The sequence below is a fragment of the Bacillus sp. JJ634 genome (assembly GCF_036962285.1).
GTDB lineage: Bacteria > Bacillota > Bacilli > Bacillales > DSM-1321 > Peribacillus > Peribacillus asahii_A.
Window position 1 is genome coordinate 1 of sequence record NZ_JBALMU010000027.1, and the last position, 23,241, is coordinate 23,241.

Genomic DNA, 23,241 nt, shown 5'->3' on the forward strand with positions numbered 1-23,241 from the left:
AGTTTTCAAAGAGCAATGTTCGTTACTTCCTAACGAAGCAACTTTTATATAATATCATTTTCGCGAATCCTCGTCAACACTTTTTTAAGATTTGTTTTACTTTCTTAATCTGTATGTGACTCGCTCGTAACAACAGATATAAATATACCACCATTGTATCTTCGTTGCAATACTTTTTTTAAAAAATTATACAACTAGTTTTTGTAACTAAAGGTATTAAATAAAAAATCGAATACGAAGCAGTCTTTTTAAAAGACTGTTCGTACTCGATTTAGTTTACCTTCTCTTCCATTAACGGTGACGCATTAATGGGAATAATAGAACATCGCGAATTGATGGAGAATTCGTTAACAGCATAACTAAACGATCGATACCAATTCCTAAACCACCAGTGGGAGGCATACCGTATTCTAATGCTTCAATGAAGTCTTCATCCATTTCATGCGCTTCATCGTTCCCTTGTTCACGTTCTACTAATTGTGCTTCGAAACGTTGACGCTGATCGATCGGATCATTTAACTCTGTGAAAGCATTTGCGTGTTCGCGAGCTACAATGAACAACTCAAAGCGATCTGTGAAACGTGGATCTTCTGGATTTTTCTTTGCTAATGGCGAAATTTCAACTGGATGACCATAAATAAAAGTTGGTTGAATTAATTTTTCCTCTACTACTTGTTCAAAGAATTCATTTACAATATGGCCAAATTCCATCGTATCTTTTATTTCAATATTATGCTCTTTCGCTAATTGTTGAGCTTCTTCTTTCGTCATGTGCTTCCAGAAGTCTACTCCTGTATATTCTTTAACCGCATCAACCATGTGAAGTCGTTTCCACTCAGGTTTTAAATCAATTTCATATTCACCGTATTGGATGGTTGTTGTACCTAGTACCTCTTGCGCTACATGTGCCACTAAGTTCTCTGTTAAACTCATAATGTCCTTATAATCTGCATACGCTTCATATAATTCAATCATTGTAAATTCAGGGTTGTGTCTTGTTGATACCCCTTCGTTACGGAATACACGACCAATTTCATATACCTTTTCCATTCCGCCGACGATTAAACGCTTCAAATGAAGCTCAATCGCAATACGAAGGTGCAAAGGCATATCTAATGCATTGTGGTGTGTATTGAATGGACGAGCAGCCGCTCCACCAGCAACTGAATGCAACATTGGTGTTTCTACTTCCAAGAATCCTTGTCCATCTAAATAACGACGGATTTCTTGAATGATTTTACTGCGCAAAATAAAAGTATGCTTGCTTTCCTCATTCGTAATTAAGTCGACATAGCGTTTACGATAGCGCTCCTCAACATCCTTTAAACCATGGAATTTATCAGGAAGCGGACGAAGAGCTTTTGTTAAAAATACATACTCTTTTGCCTTGATTGAAAGCTCTCCTACATTTGTTTTAAACACAACACCTGTTACACCAACAAGGTCTCCTAAATCCGTTTGTCCGAAATCTTGATACGGTTCTTCACCGACTGCATCTTTTCTTACGTAGATTTGAATTTGCCCACTAATATCTTGAATATGCGCAAACCCAGCTTTTCCTTTTCCACGTTTCGTCATCACACGTCCTGCAATCGTTACCTGGATTTCTTTTTCTTCCAGCTCTTCCTTAGAAATATCACCATACGCTTCTTTAATTTCTGCTGCTGTATGTGTACGATCAAAGCGGCTGCCAAATGGATCCTTCCCACCTTCTTGCATCGCTTGCATTTTATCTCGTCTTACTTGCAATTGGTCATTTAATTCTTCATGACTCATCGAATATCATCTCCGTCTGTATTTTTCAGCATTATATAACCGTATGCGATTGATTGTTTAACATCCTTATTTATTCTTACATAAAACAAAGAAATCGAACAAGCCTTTTAACTGAAATATTTACGTTTTCAGCCCATATAAAAACTGCCAGAAAATCCGGCAGTTGAAGTTAAGCGTATTATAGGGAAACGCCGACACAATGTCAAACGTTTACACCATTTGCATATTTTGTTCTTTCGCTTCAATTTCTTCTACAAGACCGTATAGAAGCTTCACAACATCTTCTCGTGTATTACATTCGTTAATCTCTTTACGTGCTTTTCCATTCCCTTGAACACCTTTTAAATACCAAGCAGCGTGCTTACGCATCTCACGTACTGCAATATTTTCATTTTTCAAGGCAATAAGGCGGTCCATGTGGAGTACGCATACATCCATTTTTTCACGTACACTTGGCTCCGGCATTAGTACACCTGATTCTAAGTATTTAACAGTTTGATAAATCATCCATGGATTCCCAAGTGCAGCACGGCCAATCATAACACCATCAACACCGACCCCGTCTAGCATTCTTTTAGCGTCTTGAGGCGTTACAACATCCCCATTCCCGATAACCGGAATGTTCACTGCATTTTTCACATCTCGAATAATATCCCAGTTTGCTTTTCCTTCATACATTTGAACACGCGTTCTGCCGTGTACAGCTACCGCACTGCCGCCAGCACGTTCTACCGCTCTTGCATTCTCGACAGCAAAAATATGATTGTCATCCCAACCGATACGCATTTTCACCGTAACTGGTTTATCAACTGCATCAACAACCGCTGACACCATATCATAAATTTTATTTGGATCAAGCAGCCATCTTGCTCCTGCTTCACATTTAATAATTTTAGAAACGGGGCACCCCATATTAATATCAATAATATCAGCATTTGTGTTTTTATCCACAAACTTAGCCGCTTGCACAAGTGATTCTTTTTCGCCGCCGAAAATTTGTAAGCTCAATGGATTTTCACGTTCATCTATATATAGCATACCCATTGTTTTTTTGTTCTTAAGATTAATCCCTTTGTCACTAATCATTTCAGCACACACAAGTCCTGCGCCAAACTCCTTTACTGTTAAACGGAAAGCCGAATTGCAAACACCAGCCATAGGAGCCAGCACAACAGGATTACTTATTTCAACATTTCCAATCTTCAACAAACTATGGGCCTCCCTTACTTTTCTCTTTCTTATCATCTAGCGGTTGCAGCTCTTCTAATGACACACTGAGCATATCCGACACATCTTGTAAAAAATAATCTGGCGGTACTTTGTTTCCTCTTTCTACTTCACCTAAAAAAGAAACAGATACACCTATTTCTTTCGCAAATTGTTCTTGTGTAAACCCTTTTAACTTTCGAAAAGCCCGAATACGTCGCCCCCATTTTTCCGCTTCCATAATCGTACTCCTTCTTTATCCGGTATCTGATTTAGAATATCGTTCAAAGATGCGTTTACGTTCGGAAGTTTGATGTCTGGGTCTAATTCCAATAGTGGAACTATCACAAATGCTCTTTCTTGCATCCGAGGATGTGGAACAGAAAGACTCTCTGTCTCAATATTTTCTTGATTATATAACAAAATGTCAAGGTCTAAGGTCCGAGGCCCCCATCTAATTTCCCTCTTTCTCCCTAATTTTGTTTCGATATTCAAACAAGTTTGCAGCAATTCTTCGGGGCTTAAAGAAGTAAAAACTTTAATTACCGCATTTAAAAAGCAATCTTGATCTGTATATCCTACAGGATCTGTTTCATACAAAGATGAACAGCCGACAATATTTACCGATTCATTACCATCTAATAATCGAAGCGCTTCATGAAAAGTAGCAAGTCGATTGCCGATGTTGGACCCAATCGAAAGGTATGCGATATTCTCCATCGTTATCTCCCTCTCGTAATTTCAATTGCAACCGATTTATAATGCCCTCGTATCGGCGGATTAGGCTTGATTACTTTTACCGTACAATTTTGAATGCTAGGGAATTTCTCCAATAGCTTTGTTGAAATGGTTTCAGCAACTGCTTCAAGCAGCTTCATCGGCTCTCCTTCCACAATCCCTTGAACTACTTCAAATAATTCACCATAGTTAATAGAGTCATCTAAGCAATCCGTTTGACCTGCTTTTGCTAAATCCGTCTCCACTACTATATCAACAACAAATCGTTGTCCAAGTTTTGTTTCTTCTGGAAACACACCGTGATATCCATAAAACTCCATTTCGTTTAGATAAATTTTATCCACTGTATTCTCCTTTCTTAACAAGCGCATCCATCATCTTTGCTGTACGCGCCATTTCTTTCACATCATGTACTCGAACAAGCTGGCATCCTTGTCCAATACCGAAGCAAATCGTAGCAGCCGTACCTTCTACACGCTCTACCGGCGGCAAATCTAATACATGTCCGATCATAGATTTACGAGATGTAGCCAACAAGACCGGATAACCTAATGCCACAAGCGTATCAAGATTTCGCATCATTTCTAAATTCAGTGTGACATCTTTGGCAAATCCAATCCCTGGATCCAAGATAATTTGTTCCTCTCTTACACCGGCCGCTTTTACAAGAGCGATGCTTTCATACAAGTCTTGCAGTGCATCACGCATAAAATGTTGATAGGTTTGCCCCTCGCGATTGTGCATGAGGATAATCGGCACTTGATATTGAGCTGCGACCTTTGCCATTTCAGGGTCAGCCTTCGCTCCCCATATATCATTAATAATATGAGCACCTGCTTCAATCGCAGCTTTTGCGACCTTTGATTTATACGTATCAATTGAAAGCGGGACATCAATCCGTTTAGAAATCGCTTCAATAACAGGTGCGACACGCTCTATTTCTTCTTCATCTGGAATTCGCTCATAATTCGGGCGTGTTGACTCTCCCCCGATATCGATTAAATCTGCTCCATCCTCTACCATTTGCTCTGCATGTCTTAGGGCTGCATCAATATGATCGTAGCGACCGCCATCTGAAAAAGAATCTGGTGTAACATTTAAAATGCCCATAATATACGTTTTCTTTTGATAATCAAGCGTATAAGGGCCGCATTTTGTTTGCAAATTACTTATTCCCGACATTTCTTACTCTCCTTCATCTCATCAAAAAATTCACATACTGAGTGTACTCACTTTCAAAGGCAAAACGCAAGTTACACAACTAAAAAAAGCAAAGCCCCTAAAGGAACTTTGCCTTTTACTATTCCTACCAAGATTATTCAAAGTGATAAAGAGGTGTACTTAAATAACGCTCTCCGTTACTTGGAATAATAGCTAGTACTTTTTTACCCGCACCTAACTCTTTAGCTACTTTAATTGCAGCACTAATCGCAGCTCCTGAAGAAATACCACCTAAGATTCCTTCTTCTTTCGCAGCACGGCGAGCATATTCAAATGCTTCTTCCGTTGTAATTTGAATAATTCCATCATATAACTCAGTATTCAAGATGCTTGGTACAAAACCTGCACCAATTCCTTGAATTTTATGAGGGCCTGGTTTTCCACCTGATAAAACTGGAGAATCTTTCGGCTCCACCGCGTAAATCTTAATGTTTGGATATTTCTCACGTAACACTTCACCAGCACCTGTAATTGTTCCACCTGTACCGATACCAGCAATGAAAGCATCTAATCCTTCATCACCAAAAGCTTCAACAATCTCAGGACCTGTTGTTTGACGGTGAACTTCAGGGTTTGCTGTATTGTTAAATTGTTGAGGTAAGAAATAGCCTTTCTCTTTTGCTAATTCTTCTGCTTTAGCAATAGCACCTTTCATACCTTCTGGCCCTGGAGTAAGAACTAATTCCGCACCATATGCACGAAGTAAGTTACGACGCTCTAAGCTCATTGTTTCCGGCATAACAAGAATGGATTTATATCCTTTAGCAGATGCAACTAATGCTAGACCAATTCCTGTATTTCCACTTGTAGGCTCAATAATTGTATCGCCCTCTTTTAATTGACCGCTTTTTTCAGCTGCCTCAACCATTGCAAGTGCAATACGATCTTTTACACTGCTCCCTGGATTAAAGTACTCTAGTTTCAAGTAAATATCTGCGATGTTTTCTTCTGGAATTCTGTTTAATTTTACAATTGGTGTTTGACCAATTAATTCAAGTACGGAATTAGCAATACGTGCCATTTCGTTCACTCCTTCATTTTTAAATACCTAGTAAGTATATTGGTTTTATTAATTTAAAATTATCAGATTGTATAGACTATTGTCAACTATTTTCTACTTTCTTCTAGTAGTTTTTACTTATTTCACACCATAAAACCATTCAACTTCTAGTTCATCCCAAAATAGTTCGCTAGATACAGATGTTTGAATATGTTCCATAGCTAATTGACGACGAATCTGTTGTTTCACTTCATCATAAGAGAATTGCTCTCCTTTAATTTTTTCATGAAGATATAGAACCGCCCAGCCTTCTTCAATTTGAATCGGCTTGCTCCAATCATTTGTTTTCATTGATGCCGCCGTCTCAATATAGACCTTTGGCACTCGTTCATTATCTTCAGAAATAAAACCCATCGCCCCGCCTTGATTAGCTGTAAACTCATCAAGAGATTTCTCCATAGCTAACACCTGAAAAGAAACGCCCTTTGTCAGCTCTTTCACTACTTTATCCGCCTCACTTTTTGTCGTTGTTGTTAAGTGAGAAATTCGATAAGTAGTCGGGATTCGAAATAAATCCTGATTGTCGTTATAATAGTTTTTTATTTCTGTTTCCGATACGCTTACATCTTTCGTCAAAATCTCTTCTAATAATAAGTCTGCTTTGATTTGAGCCTTTCTCTGGTCTTCAGACTGACTTTGTGATTGTTCGTAGGTTCCATATAACGTTTTCATTATCTTATATTCGCGCTCAATTTCCTGGTCTGTGACGCTTACATCATATTTCTCAGCCATTTGTTTTACGACTTCCTCATCAACCATTTCTTTGAGCACATCTTTCCCGTACCGTTGTTCTAGCTCATTTATCCAACTCTCTCTTGAGATACCTACATCACCAATTTGAGCTACCGTTTCTCCTCCGCCAACCGTTCGAGAGTTAAACATCGGCCAAATCGCAAATACGACAATCGTAATCAGATTTAACAAAGCAAGACCAGCAACCATAGATCTTAACCGCTTCTTCGACAACTATCCTTCCCCCGTTGGCCTTTATTTTGCTTCTGCCGCTAATTCCTCAAGCTCTTCTTTAGAAAATTGATATTGTTCATTACAAAAGTGACACTGTGCTTCCGCCTTACCTTCTTCTTCAATAATGTCCTGAATTTCTGCTTTCCCTAAGCTGATTAAGGCATTTGAAATTCTCTCTCTTGAACATTGGCATTGAAACGATACTGGCATTTTCTCTAACACCTTTACATTTCCTTCTCCTAAAAGTTGGTCCAAAATTTCTTCAGGCGTTAATCCTGCTTGAATCATTTTTGAAACAGGCGGAATACTCTGCAATCGATTTTCAATTTCTGTAATAGTTGAATCGTCTGTTCCAGGCATTAATTGAATAATAAAACCACCAGCTGTTTGAATAGAGTTATCCGGATTCACAAGCACGCCTACACCTACTGATGACGGAACTTGCTCTGAAGTAGCAAAATAGTAAGTGAAATCTTCACCAAGCTCTCCTGATACAATCGGAACTTGGCCAGTAAAGTGATCACGTAATCCAATATCCTTTACAATCGTTAACATCCCATCGGTACCGACTGCTCGTCTTACATCCAATTTACCATGCTCATTTAAATCGAAATGAACGTGTGGATTCGTTACATAGCCGCGCACTTCACCTTTTGCATTGCTATCCACTAGAATGGCACCGATTGGCCCGCCACCTTCGATTTTAATCGTGAGCTTTTCCTCACCTTTTAACATAGCTCCCATCATCAAACCCGCTGTCATAGCACGACCTAATGCAGCAGAAGCAGTTGGCCATGTATAATGACGGCGCTGAGCTTCTCCCACTGTTTCTGTCGTAGAAACGGCATACGCACGCACCTGTCCATTATATCCCAATGCCTTTACTAAATAATCTTTCACTACTTTTGCCCCTTTCCTAGCTGCCTTTAATTCTTTAATTCTTTACTTGTTCACGATTCCGCTTATAAATTAACTGAAGTCCCTTTAACGTTAAAAACGGTTCTACAATATCAATCGCCGTGGATTCATTAGCAATTAACGGTGCAAGTCCTCCTGTCGCGATAACAAGCGGCTCGATTTTACTTTGCTCCTTAATTCGAGCAACAATGCCTTCTACTTGTCCTACATAACCATATAAAATACCAGACTGCATGGCTGAAACAGTATTTTTACCAATTACACCCTCCGGACGGCTAATTTCAATTCTCGGTAGCTTCGCTGCTTTTGAATAAAGAGCCTCCGTTGAAATATTAATCCCAGGGGCAATTGCTCCACCCATATATTGTTTGTCTTCATTAATGTAACAATAAGTTGTTGCTGTTCCAAAATCCACAATAATGAGAGGGCTTCCAAATTCGTGAATACCAGCAACAGCATTCACAATTCGGTCCGCACCTACTTCACGCGGGTTTTCATATTTAATGTCTAACCCTGTCTTAATACCTGGTCCAACAACCAACGGCTTAATACCAAAATATTTCTTACACATTCTCTCTAGCGCAAACATAATAGGAGGCACAACAGAAGATATAATCATGCCATCAAATTGGTCAAAAGATAGCCCCTCATGCTGTAATAAAGATTTAATGATCATTCCATACTCATCTTCTGTCTTATGACGATTTGTCTCAATTCGCCAATGATATTTCAAAATATCATCCTCATATACCCCTAAGACTGTATTTGTATTTCCAACATCTAATACAAAAATCATCGTTCTATCCCCCTAATAAATTATTCTCCTACGTCACACTTAATCATTATTTTACACGATAATAGAAGTAAAACGAAAGTATCTTGTCATATTCTGAGAATAAGATAAGTAATTACTAAGCGAGAAAAAGGTATTCCATCTAGGAATACCTTTTTCTCGTTATACAATCATAACTTATTATTTGTATCTTTTGGACCCTTTTCTAAAGAAGGTGCTTGATTCCCTTCAAAAGGTGTCGAATCTTCTTTTTTGGCATTAATCTTTACCTTTACATNNATCCGGTAGTTTCCCCTCACGGTACAGACTTTGGATTTGTTCTTGGTCTAGTGTTTCCACATCAAGTAACGTTCTTGCTACTAAATCTAACTTCTCACGATTTTCTGTAAGAATTTGCTTACATCTTTCATAAGACTCATTAATGATTCGTTGTACTTCTAAATCAATTTCATAAGCAATCTTATCGGAGTAATTTTGTTCGTTATTAAAATCACGACCTAAAAATACTTGACCTTGAGAGCTTCCGAATTGAAGCGGACCTAACTTGCTCATCCCGTACTCCATAACCATACTGCGAGCAATACCAGTAGCACGTTGGAAATCGTTATGAGCACCTGTACTTGCCTCACCAAACGTAATTTCTTCCGCTACACGTCCACCAAGCAAACCAACAATTTTATCCTTCAGCTCTGGCTCTGTCATAAAGAAACGATCTTCCTTCGGCAACATTACCGCATACCCGCCTGCTTGACCACGTGGAACAATCGTTACCTTATGTACCACTTCTGCATCATCCAATACTAAACCGATAATTGTATGCCCTGCTTCATGCCAAGCTACAATATTACGCTCTTTCTTAGAAATAACACGCGTTTTCTTAGCAGGTCCTGCAATAACACGGTCAGATGCTTCATCTAAGTCAGACATATCAATTGTTTTCTTATTCTGACGAGCTGCCACAAGAGCCGCTTCATTTAATAAGTTTTCAAGGTCCGCTCCAGAGAATCCTGGTGTACGTTGTGCAATAGCCTTTAGATCAACACTATCTGCTAATGGTTTATTACGAGCATGTACTTTTAATACTTCTTCACGACCTTTTACATCTGGGCGACCAACTGTAATTTGACGGTCAAAACGGCCCGGTCTTAATAACGCAGGGTCAAGAATGTCTGCACGGTTTGTTGCAGCAATCATGATAATCCCTTCATTTCCACCAAAACCATCCATTTCAACAAGCAATTGGTTAAGCGTTTGTTCACGCTCATCATGCCCGCCTCCAAGTCCTGCACCACGTTGGCGTCCAACAGCATCAATTTCGTCAATAAAGATAATACACGGAGCATTTTTCTTAGCATTTTCAAACAAATCACGCACGCGCGAAGCCCCTACTCCGACAAACATCTCAACGAAATCTGAACCACTGATAGAGAAGAATGGAACACCCGCTTCACCAGCTACTGCTTTCGCAAGTAATGTTTTACCCGTACCAGGAGGTCCCACTAAAAGCACCCCTTTTGGTATACGAGCACCTAGCTCAGCGAACTTTCGAGGGTCTTTTAAAAATTCAACCACTTCGACAAGCTCCTGCTTCTCTTCATCTGCTCCTGCTACATCATTGAAGCGAACTTTCTTCTTATCATCATTGTATAGCTTAGCTTTACTTTTCCCAAAGTTCATTACACGGCCGCCGCCGCCACCTTGAGCTTGGTTAAGTAAGAAGAAAAAGAGAATGAAGATGATAACAAATGGAATAATTCCTGTAAAGAACGTTACCCAACCACTTGTTTTTTCCGCAGGTTTTACATCAAATTTTTCAATTCCTTGCTTGTCAACAATCTCACCAATTTTTGCTTGATAATATTCATTTGGTGGGATATATGTTACAAAATATTGACCTTCTTTATACCCTTCAAGCTGCCCTATAATTTCATAAACGCCACTTTCAGGCTGCATGGTTAATGATTTTACTTTCCCATCTTCCAAGTTTTTATAAAGCTGGTCTTGGGTAATAGTCTCAGTCGGTTCATTGTTATTGTTAAAAATACTAACAATCCCAATAATGACCAAAAAGATCAATAAATAAAATATCGTATTACGGAAGATCCGATTCATACCCTACCTCCTCCCATGAGTCAACAAACTATAGTAAATAGTATCATAGAAAATTATTCGTTTACAATATTTTAACACCGCTGTTTTTATTGGTGTTCAGCTGAATCAGCTGTTGTAAATCTCAGGCTTTAATACGCCGATATAAGGTAGATTACGGTATCTTTCTGCATAATCCAAGCCATAGCCAACAACAAAGGCATCTGGCACGATAAAACCTGCATAATCTGGTTTTATATCTACTTTTCTTCCTGTAGGCTTATCTAACAATGTCACGATTCTGACCGATTTAGCTTTGCGGTATCTGAATAATTCCGCCAAGTAGCTTAATGTTAAACCGCTATCAATAATATCTTCAATAATCAAGACATCTCTGCCTTCTACAGATGCGTTCAAATCTTTAACGATTTTCACTTCACCGGAAGATACAGTCGAGTTACCATAGCTTGAAACATCCATGAAGTCCATTTCTAAATGGGCATCCATTCTTTTTAATAAGTCACTCATAAACGGCAGAGCTCCTTTTAACACTCCAACAGCTAATGGAAATTTATCTTGGTAGTCATTTTCAAGCTGTGCTGCTAATTCCTTAATTTTACTTTGAAGTTCTTCCTCAGTTATTAACACTTTTTCAATGTCATTTTTCATGGTCATTGTTATTAATTGCCCCCTATGAAGAATTAAGCTTTCTTATATTGTAAATAAATTAAAGACGATTCATCGATTACACTTTCTGATTCTATGTAGGATTTTTTTAGACCCGGAAGCCAAATGATGTGTCCCATTCCATCGACAACAATAGGCCAATCATTTCGTTTAAAAATAGGGACCTTCTCATCAATAAAAATATCCTTTATTTTCTTTGTCCCGCCTAAACCTTTGACTTTCATGCGATCCCCCATATGTCTTGTACGGACCGTTAAAGGAAAAGTAACCATCGAGTAAGGAATAATACAAAAATCATTTCCACTTATAGCAGGAATGTCTCCTTCTATATACTGTGCTTTAATCCTATATCCATTCGGAAGAAACGTATCACCAGGAATTTGTAATAAAAGGGAATAATTCACGGTTTCCCGTTTAAAAAAACGAAAGGTACATATATGATACGATTTTTCTACAATGAGGCCCTCCGGAAGATGCAATTCAGCAGATGGTTGAGGATTCAAAAATAAAGATAAAAGCTGATCAATATGTAGTGCTGAAAGCGATGATGGTCTATCTAAGTAAAGATAATTTAATATTAGTTGAATCGCTCTCCTTTGTAAAGGCTTAGGCATCGCAAGTATGGAATCAATCTGAATAGATGCATAACCTTTCTCTTTTTTCACCCAAATCCCATCCATTTTTTTTAAAACCAAGTCGTGCAAAAAAGCTTCATCTTCGTAAATTTCTTCACTGAAACGTTGAAATTGTTCATGAACAAGCGGATTTTCTTGCTTTAAAAAAGGCAATACCTCATGTCGAAAGCGATTTCTTACATAATCGTTCTTGGCATTACTAGGATCTATCCTCGGTTGCAAGGAATGAGTCCTAGCATATTCATAAATATCTGCCTTTGTTACAGCAAGAAATGGTCGAACAATTTTCCCATCCTTGAACGGACGTTTCAATGGAATACCAGCTCTCGCTGTTCCGGTTGCTCCCCTTGTCATACGCATCAGCATCGTTTCTACTTGATCATCACCGTGATGACCAAGAACAAGCGTCGAACACCCGTATTTCTTCATCAATTCTGCAAAAAGTTCAAAGCGTAATTTCCTTGCAGCAAGCTGCGTGCTCTCACCTGTCTGTTTCATATGTGCCGGTACATCGATTCGACACCCTTCAAATACAATGTCCCATTCTTTACAAATCTTCTCTACAAACAAATAATCTTCATAAGACTCTTCTCCGCGAAACATGTGATCGACATGAGCCACAAAAAGGTCCCACTCCATTACCTTCTGCAATTGTTTCAGAACATGTAACAATACAAGTGAATCAGGGCCTCCTGAAACCCCTACTAATAACTTTGCATTCTTTTCTATTAACTTATGCTTATGAATGACATGAAGCACTTTATGCTGTAACATACTCTCTTCCTTCTTTGTTGACAGTCTGCCCATCTCCCTCTATGTATACGATTCAACAGGCAAATTGTTTCAATTTTTTTGTATATAATTTACTATATCATAACAATTGATCATACATGTAAAGAGCGTACAACAAAGAAATAACTGCTACAAGGACAAACGTTTCCACAAAGTGACCTTTCTTTTTTTGTCTTGCCTTTTGCTGCAGACGACTTGCTTGTTTTGTTGATTGAGTTGGTTTAGTTTTTTGCACTTTTTGCGTTTTGGGAATGGGTTGATCACTTGGTTGACTTAAAATAGTAATTAAATCTTGGCGCATTTCTTCTGCTGATGTATATTTCCCAAGCAATGCTTTTTCCAACATCTTTCGATAGGGCTTCAATACTTGCTTCTGAATAATTCGCTCTTTTAATTGCATATATCCTTCCCCTTTTTTAGAAAAGCGAGTTGGATAAGCAGCATTAAGCATAATCATTGCTACAGCAAACAAGTCATATGATGGGTCTGCTTTACGAGAACCTAATCCCCAGTATCCTCTATCGAAAAATTCAGTAAACTCTTTAATAGCACGTCCTATCGCTGTTGTTCCTCCTACATCGACACAACGTACTCGGTAAGCAGGCATGGAGACAATTAAATTCTCCGGTTTTAAGTCCCCAAACACCCACCCATGTTTATGTAATTCCACTAAACTCGTTAGAAGCTGAAGCATAAGCACACCAATCCAAGCTGTTCCCTTCTTCTCTATAAACTCTAAAAGCCCTTCGCCTTTAATATACTCCATTACATAAAACGGCAAAGTAGCACCTTGTCGCTGAAAATCATCCGCTTCCAAAAAATAAGGTCCAATGGCAGACCCATGGACCTTAGAAAAGGATTTAAGAGTATTCATCTCAGAAATAATGGACGTACCATTGTCACTTAGTTTTAAGGCAAATGGCTGATTTTTACTTTCAACTAAGTAGACAACTCCATTTGCACCGTATCCTAACTCCTTGATAACTGTGTACTCATTTGCATTCCATTTTCCGGTAATGCGATCACCTTTTTTAAGTTTACATTGAGTCCTCATAGTATTGTTCATCATGTGATAATAAGCCCCTTAATGAACGCTTTTTATTAAAATATGATAATGCTTCACGAATGGCTGGACCTGTTGGCGTAATCCCTCCTGTTGTTAACTTCGGAAAGATTTTTGATAATGCATTAAGCTCTGGCGTCCATTCTAGTAATTTTTCAACATCTTTCTTTTTCCCGGGAAATACAAAAACAGAAAAGCGATTTTCACCTATTCTTGCATTCATACTGAGTGATAAGTCGAGCAGCGAATCCTTTACTGTAGGCAATTTATGCTTCATGCTGGCACTTGTATCCACAAGCACTAATACTTCAAGCTTACTCGTTTCTCCAAGCTCATCGACCACCTCCATCACTTCTCCTCGTGTATCCGGCGGTAAATCCTCAAGCTTCTTAGACTCTCCTAATATGTGCTTAAGCTCTCGATTAATCACCCCTTGTATCGTTTGAGTCATCGCTTTTTGTGTTACCATTTGAACAGTTTGTGATAATTGCTGTGCATACACAATTTGACTTACACCACCACCTGATAACGCAATATTTTCAATTTCTTTTATCCCTTTTTCATCAATGACATCATTTTCTACAACACCAATCACATTTACTGTAATCCCCCGCTCGCGAGCCAATGCTGCCATCGCTGCAGGATCTTCCCCTTGATTTGAGCAACCATCCGTAATGAGCAATATTTGACGCAATGTTCCTGCTTCCATGTGTCAGTCTCCCTTCTTTCAGTCTTTTAACATAATTGACTAAAATAGGGTTATTTATACAAACCATCACTGCGCTTTTTTACGTTTAGATGCGACCGGAATAGATGCCCACTTCGGTGTATTGTGCATAATTTTCGCTGTCACAATCGTCATGTCATCGTCAATTACTCCTTTCGTTCGAATGACTTCTTCTAAAATTAAATCGGAAATCTCTTGTGGATCATCTGTTTTCAGCTCTTTAATTTTCCGCTTCATCCAAAATTCAATATTTTCGATATGATCTGGTCCTTCAAAAATACCATCGCTCATCATGATCAGCACATCGCCTGCTTTCAGCTGTTCTGATACTACATCTACATCAAAGTCTTCAATAATCCCCATTGGTAAGTTACTAGATTCAATTTTAATAATTTTATCTCCTCTTTTTATGAAACTTGGAATCGAACAGACTTTTAAAAATTTTGCTTTAGCATCTTGTAAATCAATCATGGCTAAATCCAGCGTTGAAAAAATTTCATCGGTCGTGCGGAGAGATAATACGGAGTTTACTGATTTAATAGCAATCTTCTCTTCAATCCCTGACTGTAAAAACTTTTGTAACAGCTTTAATGTTTCCATGCTTTCGAAATGTGCTCTTTCTCCGTTACCCATTCCATCACTAATAGCTACTGCATATTTACCACTCCCAATCTCAAGTGTTGTATAGCTATCTCCCGAAACAAGACCGCCCCCTTTGGCCGCATGAGCAACACCCGTTTCAACTACAAACTTTTTAGCTGAACGAAACCGACTTCGCATTCCCCAGCTGGATTCGTTGCACATTGCTCTGAATGAACAACTACAGTTTCTCCTAATATATCTGATAGCATTGGTGCTATTAACTTTTCACACTCTCCTCTCCCTTGGCAGTAAGGTACTCTCATTTCAATATCGACATTCCCTTGATCTAAGTTATAGATTTCAATATGGCCAATATGAAGGCCAAAATCTTGAATCGCCTCCATAATTAATTCTTCATGTTGATGATGGCTTTGCCTTTCTCTTTGAATTTCTTTAGCGAAGTCCTCCATAACTGCGGATACTCCCCGCAATTGATCTGCAACTAATCTTCTGCTCTCCCTTACCTTTCTTTTTAATTTTTGATTAGCTTCATAAAAAGTAAGCTCATGTGCAATGGCCGCAATGACTCTAGGACCTGAGCGGCAATATTTCCCCCACTCATTCGCCGTTTTTTGTGGAAGCTGCCCATCATTTTCACTGAGTTGATACATAATTTCGTGCATGCCTTCATAAGTTGTATTAAAGTTCTTCACCCAACATTGTTCTTTTCTAAAGCACATTTGACATGTCTTTTCAGTCACATTCCCTAAAAAGTAATCAAATTCTTTTTCTTCTTCCTCCTTTATTCCATATTCATCTATTTGTGAGAAACTGTTAGACAGAGCTTCAAACACGTGAGAAAATTGCTCGACTCGTTGAGCTGTTACATCACGAACTTTACGGGCATATTGCTGCTGCTCATCCATATGCTCTGTCGTCCCAGGGATATGTTTAGAAATTTTATGAATTAATGAAGTGGGAGTTAAGAGAAATAATGCGACTGCAATTAATGATTCATAGAGGGTGATCATAATATTACCTGTCCCTTCACCGTATAAACCAATTAACAGCGTCGCAATTAATAAACCAATTGCAACCCCGGCTTTTTTCCCTTCCTTTAATAGGCCCCCAAGTAAACCTGCAAAAGCAAGTAGACTCATCTGATAGAGACTAGCTATACTCGCTAAACTAAATATTAAACCTGTGACGACTCCTACGGTTGAACCGATAGCCGCACCACCTGCCAGTCCAAATAGAAGTACAAGGTATCGTGAAAGAACATGGTCTAATGATATATCATAAAAGACCCAACCTATCGTTCCTGTCATCACAGAAGCCAGCAAAATAATAATGCTAATAATTTCTTCTGTTTTTAACGTTGGTGATCTTTTTCTAATCGATAGAAGTGGAATAGATTGAATAAAGATTAACGTTAAAATCATCGCTAATCCCGCTTCAACGCCAATCATCATAAGATCGTAAAGTTGAATGGATTGAAAGATAAGATAGTGCTCGGCTAAATTGGCCAAGAATAAGGAAGTAAATACATACAGTGCGATTGTCTTAAATTGCCCTTCGATATCCGGCTTCCTTATTTTATGAAGGATAAGGAATAAAAAGACCGATGCAAAGATGACAAGACTGTTAGAATAATGAAGAGTGAGAGCTCCTGCAAGTAAACCAATGAGGGCTAATGGGGCATGATCTCTTCGTATTAAGAAAACAGCTGCGAAAAACGGTAGTGCAAATGGAGCTAGTTGTGACAGAATTAAGGCTCTTCCTAAAAGAAAGCCAATAATAGCTACTGGAATTCCTTTATTGGAAAATAAATCCTCCATTTTAACCTGTAGCTTTTGAAACCAATTAATAGCCCCTGCCTTCACATTCTTCAGTTGAACTTCACCTAAAGGCTCTATTAAGCTTCGATTCACTTTTTCCATTACACACACTCCTATCCTTCTTAGTGTGTTTTATTATAAAGAGTGCTTGTTCAATTTTTTGTCATAATTTTAAAAGTGGCTATAAAAAATGTTCGACGGAATTCTCCTTGAACATCCACATGTATACAGGTTTTTAAAGGCGTATGGGCCTTTTCCAAACATTCACATCCATTTCCTATTCAAAATCCCCCTTTTTTTAGCTGATTTTCGCAAAAAATCATTAGTATATTTTTCCTAATGCTAGAAAACGACAAAAGGTTAATTTTTTATTGACAATTTTATAAGGCGATTGTAAGATATATCTTGTGCTTAAAAAGAGTATCATGGCGGTGTAGCTCAGCTGGCTAGAGCGTACGGTTCATACCCGTGAGGTCGGGGGTTCGATCCCCTCCGCCGCTATCTTTCATTTTTAAATAGGCCCCTTGGTCAAGCGGTTAAGACACCGCCCTTTCACGGCGGTAACACGGGTTCGAATCCCGTAGGGGTCATCATCAAAAATGCCTTAGGCTCATTCTCTATTAATAGAAGAAAGCCTAAGGCATTTTTTATAGCTTTATAAAACAGATTTATAGAAAGTTCGACCATAAAAAAACAAGCCCTTTAAGGCTTGCCTTTATATAAAATATGAAATGGTTTCACAGGATCATTGCTAGAATATGATTTTCAGCAGCAGTCTACCCGCGTCTTCCTCCTCTACCTCCCCGTTTTGTTTCGGTATTGCGTTTGAGGGAAGATAAGCGGTCTTCACTATCTTTTAAGAACTTTGCCATTTTTGTCTCAAAATTTTCCTTTGGACGGAAATTATCTTTAGAACGAAAATCCTTAGAACGGTCATTTCCTCTATTTTGGCGCGGACGTTGTGAATAAGATGATTGTCCTTCTGGACGATCTTTTGCTTTCTTAATAGATAAGCCGATTTTACCATCCTTCTCAACATTAATGACCTTTACCTCTACAGCATCGCCTACTTTAAGATGATCATTAATATCTTTTACATAGTTATCAGCTACTTCACTGATATGGACAAGTCCCGTTGCACCTTCAGGTAATTCTACGAACGCACCAAAATTTGTAATGCCTGTTACTTTACCTTGTAACTTGCTGCCTACTTCGATTGACATAAAAAAAATGTTCCTCCTTAGAAATGTTCAAAATCGCTTCACTATCTATTATAATACGAAAGGAAAAAAACAGTGTCAATATTAGTCACTGTCTTCATCATTTTTTGGTAAATTAAAAATAATTTCTCCCTCTTCTGATAAGAAGTAATCCCGTCTTACGATTTTCGCTATATACTCATCATCATTCAGCTTTACAATTTCTTCTTTAAGTACCTTTTCTTCCTTCTTAAGCGTCGCTAATTCGTTATCGATTTTTTCCCTCTGTTGCGCTTTTTCATCCAATGCAGCATTTTGAGATACGATAGTCACTACAGCAAAAATGAAAAAAGCGAACAAGCAGATTCCATATAGCATTAATCGCCGCCTTAACCCTCGCTTCTTTCTCTTCATGGACTGAGCTTTTTTTTCTTGTTGGACAACATACTCATTTTCCATTTTTGTTACGTTTATTTTGCGGAGGCTCTTCATTCCCTTCCACCTCAATCTTTTTCTTTTCTCCACCTATTAAAAAATGTCTTTATTACATTCTTGCATTTCATTAAAATTCCTGTCAATTTTTTATAAAACTTTACGACCTTTTTTGTAACAGTATCCGGCAGCATTTCCCATAGTTTTATCAAAATCCACTGAAGCGGTTTAAAAATGATCCGTAAAATAAGCAAAATAAACTTACCTAGCCACTTTATACAAACAAATACCAGTTTAAAAATGCCTATACACAAGGTGAAAATTGTGACTGCTATCCATTTTATCGGAAGGAATAGTAAATAGTGAAATGCCTTTAATGTAAATTCGTATAATTTAATTACGATAGTAATAAGCATTTCTAATCCGCGTTGGTAAATATTTTTAAATAACGCTTGGTAAGCAGAGAAGCCGCATAATAAGGCAAGAAATAAATAAAAGCGAAATTCCCCTTCATTCACTAAAAATAGAACATAAAAAATGAGTAACCCTTGGATCACCCAAAATAACACATCGTGAATAAATACAATCCAGCGCTTTCGTTCAGCACGCTTTAAAAATCGACTATACGTATCGAGGGCAGCTCCAAAAAAACTGCCCATCCCTACCATTACTAGTAACGTATAAAATTGCGTCGTTAACGTCATTTGAATAACTTGCCAAAGAAGCCTTTAGCTTTCTCCCCTGAATGTTCATCCAAGTAAACAAGGTCAAAGATTTTCCCTTTAATTGAGACAATACCTTTATCGACGTCTAAATTCTTCATCTGTAAATTTTGCCCGCGGATCGAGAGAAATCCCATCGATGTTTCAAGCAAAAATTCTTCATTATCAAAACTTTCTACTTGCTTCACACCTGTAATATCTAGTAAGCGTCGACCTCTCATCGTCACATCATGTTCTGGTACAGTTCCTTTAGAATAGCTTGAGTTCGGGTCTACATATTGGCTCATTCTCATCCCTCACAATAACACTAGTTTTCTAAAAATGTATGTGGGGATGAAGAGAAATAGAACAAGCCTCCTTTTACTGTTCACTTCCTAGCTTTTCTTCTTTTACGACTGTATACATTTCGGCAGCCGCTTCCTTCTTTGTTGTCTCTTGAATTTTATCAATGCGAACCGTAACAAGTTTTTGGCCAAAGCGAACCGTCAGCTCATCTCCTTCTTTTACATTCGAGCTCGCCTTCGCTTGTACTCCATTAATGGAAATACGACCTTGATCGGCCACCTCCTTAGCTAACGTACGGCGCTTAATTAAACGTGATACTTTTAGAAACTTATCTAATCTCATTGACATAGCAGATTCCTCCTTCTCTTACAATCCTTTTTTCTTTGCCTCATTCCAAAAATGATCAAGCTCAGCCAATGTATAATCCGAAAATTTTTTCTTATCTTGGCGAACACGATCCTCAATATAAGTAAAACGGCGGTAGAACTTTTGATTTGCTCGGTATACAGCTTCCTCGGGCTCGATTTTATAAAAGCGCGCCACGTTAACGAGTGCAAAAAATACATCGCCCAGTTCATCTTGAATGTGGGTAATATTTGGCGTTTGGCGTTTTATTTCTGCCTCCACTTCTTCTATTTCTTCACGAACTTTCTGCCATGCTTCTATTGCTTCATCCCAATCAAATCCAACTTTTGCCGCTCGCTTTTGATACGCTTCTGCACGCATTAAATTTGGCAAGGATTTCTCTACATCTGCCAGTAAAGAAACAAACTCTTCTGCTTGTTCTCCCTTTTCTTCTTCCTTAATTTTTTGCCAATTGACAACAACCTCTTCTTCTCCACTTACTTGAATATCACCAAATACATGTGGATGACGACGAATCATTTTTGCAGAAATACTTTCGACAACATCATCGACCGTAAACAGGCCTTCATCTTCTCCAATTTGTGCATGAAGCATTACTTGCAGAAGAACATCTCCTAATTCTCCAATCATTTCCTCATCATCTTGCTCATCAATAGCATCAATTAGTTCATAGGCCTCTTCGATTAAATATTTCTTTAAACTCTCATGTGTTTGCTTCTGGTCCCACGGACAGCCATTCGGTCCTCTAAGCTTAGCAATAATTTGACGCAGCTTAGAAAACTCACGGTATTGCAATTCGTCCTCTTTAACTGGTGGCACATATACACTCGTTAAATTACTTAACTCCATTTGACGGTCAAGCTCATATAATGGAACTTTCGTCACTTTTTCCTGTGTGCTCCCTGCAGCTGCCACGATATATACATTATAATCATCCGGAAGCTTCTCCATCAGCGTCAGCTTCACTTCGGAAGCAGTAAACATATCGTATACTTGTCCAATAATCATATGTTGAGTAATCTGCAATTCATCCCGATGAAGAGCTGTTCCATCCAGTAATTGAAATCCATCAATAGGATCCATTTTTACCGCCTGAAACAACGCATCTAAAAAGCTTTGTCCCCCTTCTACCTGAATGGTAATGCCGCGCTCTGGACCTTTTTCTAATAGTAATTGCACGGTTTTTTCTGCAACCATTGGATGTCCTGGTACCGCATATAAAATAGGTTGAGTGGAAGCCTTTTGTAAAAGCGTTTCGGATATTTCCTCATAAACAGCTTCAAATCCATCATGCTTTTCATAAACGGCATCAAAGCTAATAAACCCCACCCCTTCAGCTTTTAACTCTTCAATAACGGGATGATCCATTGTTCGAACCAAGCACGTCTTTTCCTGCTTAAGCTTCTTATAAATCCCGAGTGGGAGCTGATTCAAATCCCCCGCGCCCAGACCAATGATTGTAATCATATTTGTCATGTTATTCATTACTCCTATTCCATTTATTCAATCGCTCTAATTGATTACCAAATGGCAAAAGCATCAATTCGTCTTGTTTAAACAAACCTGTACGTAAAATAATAACACCAAAAACAAGTGCACCAAGAACAACACCAAACAGCGCTTGAATTGTAGCCATCATTCTTGTTTCACTCGGAACAAGCCAATCCGCCGCCATATTAAATCCCCATAATGTACATGCCATACATCCAACACTAAGCATAACAATTCCTATATCTTTTCCTATCCATAATGATTGTTTCACATCACTTTTTAAGACGCAAGAAAAACCAATTGTCATTCCTAACAAGGAAAGGACAGTTGCCACAGCGGCTCCATTTATATGATAATGCGGAATTAGCCACACATCTAAGAACCACTTTCCGACAACTCCTGCTGCCACAATGAATATAGGGGCTATATAGTGTCCTAAGCTTTGAATGACAGCAGCCATTGTCATAATAAGGGATGAAAGTACAATCGATACGGAAAAAATAGCAAGTGTCACTGAGCCAAGACTATCGGTATATAACATCTTATTCACAGGTTTGATTAGACAAATAAGTCCTACTGTTGCAGCTGAGCCAATCATAAGGCTTACGCGCAATGATAATCTGATTTTTGAAAGCAGCTCCTGTTCATTTTGACTCTTACCATATCTTGCAATCAATGGAACAAGTGCTAACGAGAGTGAGTTCGCTACAACCGTCCCTAATTGAAGCAGCGGTTGACCACGATCATATATCCCCTTCCACTCTTTTGCTGTCATCTCAGCAATTCCAGCTTGCCTTAGTAACGCATATAAATGCAGTGAATCCATCAACTGAAGGAAAACGAGGATTAAACTAGATATACAAAAGGCCAAGCCTTGAAATATTAATACTTTCATAATCAGCGGAAACTGTCGAAGCTGAAGTGCATTAAGCTGAACTCTTTTCCTTTTTTTATATCGCACAAAAAAAATCAGTAAAAGAATAAGCCCCGTTAGTCCGCCTGTGATTGAACCGAAAACGGCCCCTGCTCCTGCATCATACAAAGAATACCCTTGGTGAATCAAGATGGGTGTGAAAACAAGAATAGTAAGCACACGAACGAACTGCTCAGCAACTTGTGAACTCGCTGTTGGGAGCATCTCATGATTTCCTTGAAAATATCCACGAAAGACGGCGGCTAAAGGCATCAATAAGTAGGACAGGGACAAAATTTTCAGCAGTTCAGCTAAACGAGGATCTGCCATTTTATTTGCTAACCAATCCGCTCCTAAAAAAAGACTCGTGGAACTCACGAGCGCGATTACACCTAACATAAGAAAAGAGGCAGCCAATATATCCCTTTGAGCAAACTTTCCTTCAGCAATAAGCTTCGAAATGACGATAGGAAGACCGAGCGTCGACAACGTAAGCACAATTCCGTAAAACGGATATACTTGCTGGTATATGTAAAAGCCGATGTCCCCTACAATATTTTGATAAGGTATTCGATAAGCTGCGCTTAATACCTTTACCATAATAGCCGCAATACTTAAAATAAATGCACCGCGAAAGAACTCCTTCGATGCTGAATACGGCTGATTAACCATGCTAATACCCCACTTCATTTCTATGTGGTTGTTATTATAGCATATTTTAGCAATCAAAAAGCAGCTCCAGT

General features: G+C 38.6%; 22 protein-coding genes, 2 tRNA genes and 1 pseudogene. 2 read left to right on the forward strand and 23 right to left on the reverse strand.

Features of this window, described 5'->3' with window-relative positions:
• Positions 1 to 291: 291 nt before the first annotated feature.
• The 16 genes and pseudogenes from lysS to spoIIE form a co-directional block, all read right to left on the reverse strand.
• A complete protein-coding gene (gene lysS / locus V7068_RS05215; RefSeq protein ID WP_127758636.1) occupies positions 292 to 1,776 on the reverse strand; it encodes a lysine--tRNA ligase in 1,485 nt (494 codons plus the stop codon).
• 210 nt (positions 1,777 to 1,986) lie between these two features.
• The gene (dusB, locus tag V7068_RS05220) at positions 1,987 to 2,985 is read right to left on the reverse strand and encodes a tRNA dihydrouridine synthase DusB (RefSeq protein ID WP_499711389.1); all 999 of its coding nucleotides are present in this window, start codon (positions 2,983 to 2,985) and stop codon (positions 1,987 to 1,989) included.
• A 1-nt stretch (position 2,986) separates the two neighbouring features.
• Positions 2,987 to 3,223, reverse strand: a complete 237-nt coding sequence (locus V7068_RS05225) for a helix-turn-helix domain-containing protein (RefSeq protein WP_127758634.1) — start codon at positions 3,221 to 3,223, stop codon at positions 2,987 to 2,989.
• On the reverse strand, positions 3,175 to 3,702 hold the full coding sequence (gene folK, locus V7068_RS05230; RefSeq protein ID WP_499711390.1) for a 2-amino-4-hydroxy-6-hydroxymethyldihydropteridine diphosphokinase: 528 nt from the start codon (positions 3,700 to 3,702) through the stop codon (positions 3,175 to 3,177). Before folK ends, V7068_RS05225 begins: the two co-directional genes overlap by 49 nt.
• 2 nt (positions 3,703 to 3,704) lie before the next feature.
• Positions 3,705 to 4,064 (reverse strand): dihydroneopterin aldolase, encoded by a 360-nt coding sequence (gene folB, locus V7068_RS05235; protein ID WP_499711392.1) that lies wholly within the window; start codon positions 4,062 to 4,064, stop codon positions 3,705 to 3,707.
• A complete protein-coding gene (gene folP / locus V7068_RS05240) occupies positions 4,057 to 4,902 on the reverse strand; it encodes a dihydropteroate synthase (RefSeq protein WP_499711394.1) in 846 nt (281 codons plus the stop codon). The genes folB and folP overlap by 8 nt, the downstream gene beginning before the upstream one ends.
• Before the next feature lie 133 nt (positions 4,903 to 5,035).
• Complete coding sequence (cysK, locus tag V7068_RS05245; protein WP_127758630.1) at positions 5,036 to 5,962, reverse strand: cysteine synthase A; 927 nt, start codon at positions 5,960 to 5,962, stop codon at positions 5,036 to 5,038.
• Positions 5,963 to 6,079: 117 nt separating this feature from the next.
• Positions 6,080 to 6,967, reverse strand: coding sequence for a peptidyl-prolyl cis-trans isomerase (locus tag V7068_RS05250; RefSeq protein WP_499711396.1), 888 nt, complete (start codon positions 6,965 to 6,967; stop codon positions 6,080 to 6,082).
• Between the two features lie 21 nt (positions 6,968 to 6,988).
• Positions 6,989 to 7,867, reverse strand: a complete 879-nt coding sequence (hslO, locus tag V7068_RS05255) for an Hsp33 family molecular chaperone HslO (protein WP_252288231.1) — start codon at positions 7,865 to 7,867, stop codon at positions 6,989 to 6,991.
• A 34-nt stretch (positions 7,868 to 7,901) separates the two neighbouring features.
• Complete coding sequence (locus tag V7068_RS05260; protein ID WP_127758627.1) at positions 7,902 to 8,681, reverse strand: type III pantothenate kinase; 780 nt, start codon at positions 8,679 to 8,681, stop codon at positions 7,902 to 7,904.
• Positions 8,682 to 8,936: 255 nt separating this feature from the next.
• Entirely contained in the window at positions 8,937 to 10,790 is a 1,854-nt protein-coding gene (gene ftsH, locus V7068_RS05265) for an ATP-dependent zinc metalloprotease FtsH (RefSeq protein WP_499711398.1), read from the reverse strand.
• Positions 10,791 to 10,895: 105 nt separating this feature from the next.
• Positions 10,896 to 11,435 carry a hypoxanthine phosphoribosyltransferase gene (hpt, locus tag V7068_RS05270; RefSeq protein WP_499711432.1) on the reverse strand — a complete coding sequence of 180 codons (540 nt, stop codon included), beginning with the start codon at positions 11,433 to 11,435 and terminating at the stop codon, positions 10,896 to 10,898.
• Positions 11,436 to 11,467: 32 nt separating this feature from the next.
• The gene (tilS, locus tag V7068_RS05275) at positions 11,468 to 12,862 is read right to left on the reverse strand and encodes a tRNA lysidine(34) synthetase TilS (RefSeq protein WP_499711399.1); all 1,395 of its coding nucleotides are present in this window, start codon (positions 12,860 to 12,862) and stop codon (positions 11,468 to 11,470) included.
• A gap of 97 nt (positions 12,863 to 12,959) precedes the next feature.
• Complete coding sequence (prkT, locus tag V7068_RS05280; protein ID WP_499711401.1) at positions 12,960 to 13,949, reverse strand: serine/threonine protein kinase PrkT; 990 nt, start codon at positions 13,947 to 13,949, stop codon at positions 12,960 to 12,962.
• Positions 13,918 to 14,652: a vWA domain-containing protein gene (locus V7068_RS05285; protein ID WP_127758623.1), complete on the reverse strand. Its 735-nt coding sequence runs from the start codon at positions 14,650 to 14,652 to the stop codon at positions 13,918 to 13,920. The genes prkT and V7068_RS05285 overlap by 32 nt, the downstream gene beginning before the upstream one ends.
• Before the next feature lie 66 nt (positions 14,653 to 14,718).
• Positions 14,719 to 17,192, reverse strand: a pseudogene (gene spoIIE / locus V7068_RS05290) (stage II sporulation protein E).
• A 325-nt stretch (positions 17,193 to 17,517) separates the two neighbouring features.
• On the opposite strand from spoIIE, the gene V7068_RS05295 reads away from it, so the two are divergent.
• Positions 17,518 to 17,591, forward strand: a tRNA-Met gene (locus V7068_RS05295).
• Positions 17,592 to 17,608: 17 nt separating this feature from the next.
• Positions 17,609 to 17,680: transfer RNA gene (locus tag V7068_RS05300), tRNA-Glu, on the forward strand.
• Positions 17,681 to 17,866: 186 nt separating this feature from the next.
• Here V7068_RS05300 and V7068_RS05305 read toward each other — a convergent pair.
• The 7 genes from V7068_RS05305 to V7068_RS05335 form a co-directional block, all read right to left on the reverse strand.
• Positions 17,867 to 18,313, reverse strand: a complete 447-nt coding sequence (locus V7068_RS05305) for a S1 domain-containing RNA-binding protein (RefSeq protein WP_375351297.1) — start codon at positions 18,311 to 18,313, stop codon at positions 17,867 to 17,869.
• 81 nt (positions 18,314 to 18,394) lie between these two features.
• Positions 18,395 to 18,781, reverse strand: a complete 387-nt coding sequence (locus V7068_RS05310; RefSeq protein ID WP_499711403.1) for an FtsB family cell division protein — start codon at positions 18,779 to 18,781, stop codon at positions 18,395 to 18,397.
• Positions 18,782 to 18,792: 11 nt separating this feature from the next.
• Entirely contained in the window at positions 18,793 to 19,425 is a 633-nt protein-coding gene (gene yabQ / locus V7068_RS05315) for a spore cortex biosynthesis protein YabQ (RefSeq protein ID WP_499711405.1), read from the reverse strand.
• Positions 19,422 to 19,730: a sporulation protein YabP gene (gene yabP / locus V7068_RS05320; RefSeq protein ID WP_119117756.1), complete on the reverse strand. Its 309-nt coding sequence runs from the start codon at positions 19,728 to 19,730 to the stop codon at positions 19,422 to 19,424. Before yabP ends, yabQ begins: the two co-directional genes overlap by 4 nt.
• Before the next feature lie 73 nt (positions 19,731 to 19,803).
• Positions 19,804 to 20,070 (reverse strand): RNA-binding S4 domain-containing protein, encoded by a 267-nt coding sequence (locus tag V7068_RS05325; RefSeq protein ID WP_119117789.1) that lies wholly within the window; start codon positions 20,068 to 20,070, stop codon positions 19,804 to 19,806.
• Positions 20,071 to 20,094: 24 nt separating this feature from the next.
• On the reverse strand, positions 20,095 to 21,570 hold the full coding sequence (gene yabN, locus V7068_RS05330) for a bifunctional methyltransferase/pyrophosphohydrolase YabN (RefSeq protein WP_499711407.1): 1,476 nt from the start codon (positions 21,568 to 21,570) through the stop codon (positions 20,095 to 20,097).
• Between the two features lies 1 nt (position 21,571).
• Positions 21,572 to 23,170 carry a putative polysaccharide biosynthesis protein gene (locus V7068_RS05335; protein ID WP_499711408.1) on the reverse strand — a complete coding sequence of 533 codons (1,599 nt, stop codon included), beginning with the start codon at positions 23,168 to 23,170 and terminating at the stop codon, positions 21,572 to 21,574.
• Positions 23,171 to 23,241 lie beyond the last annotated feature (71 nt).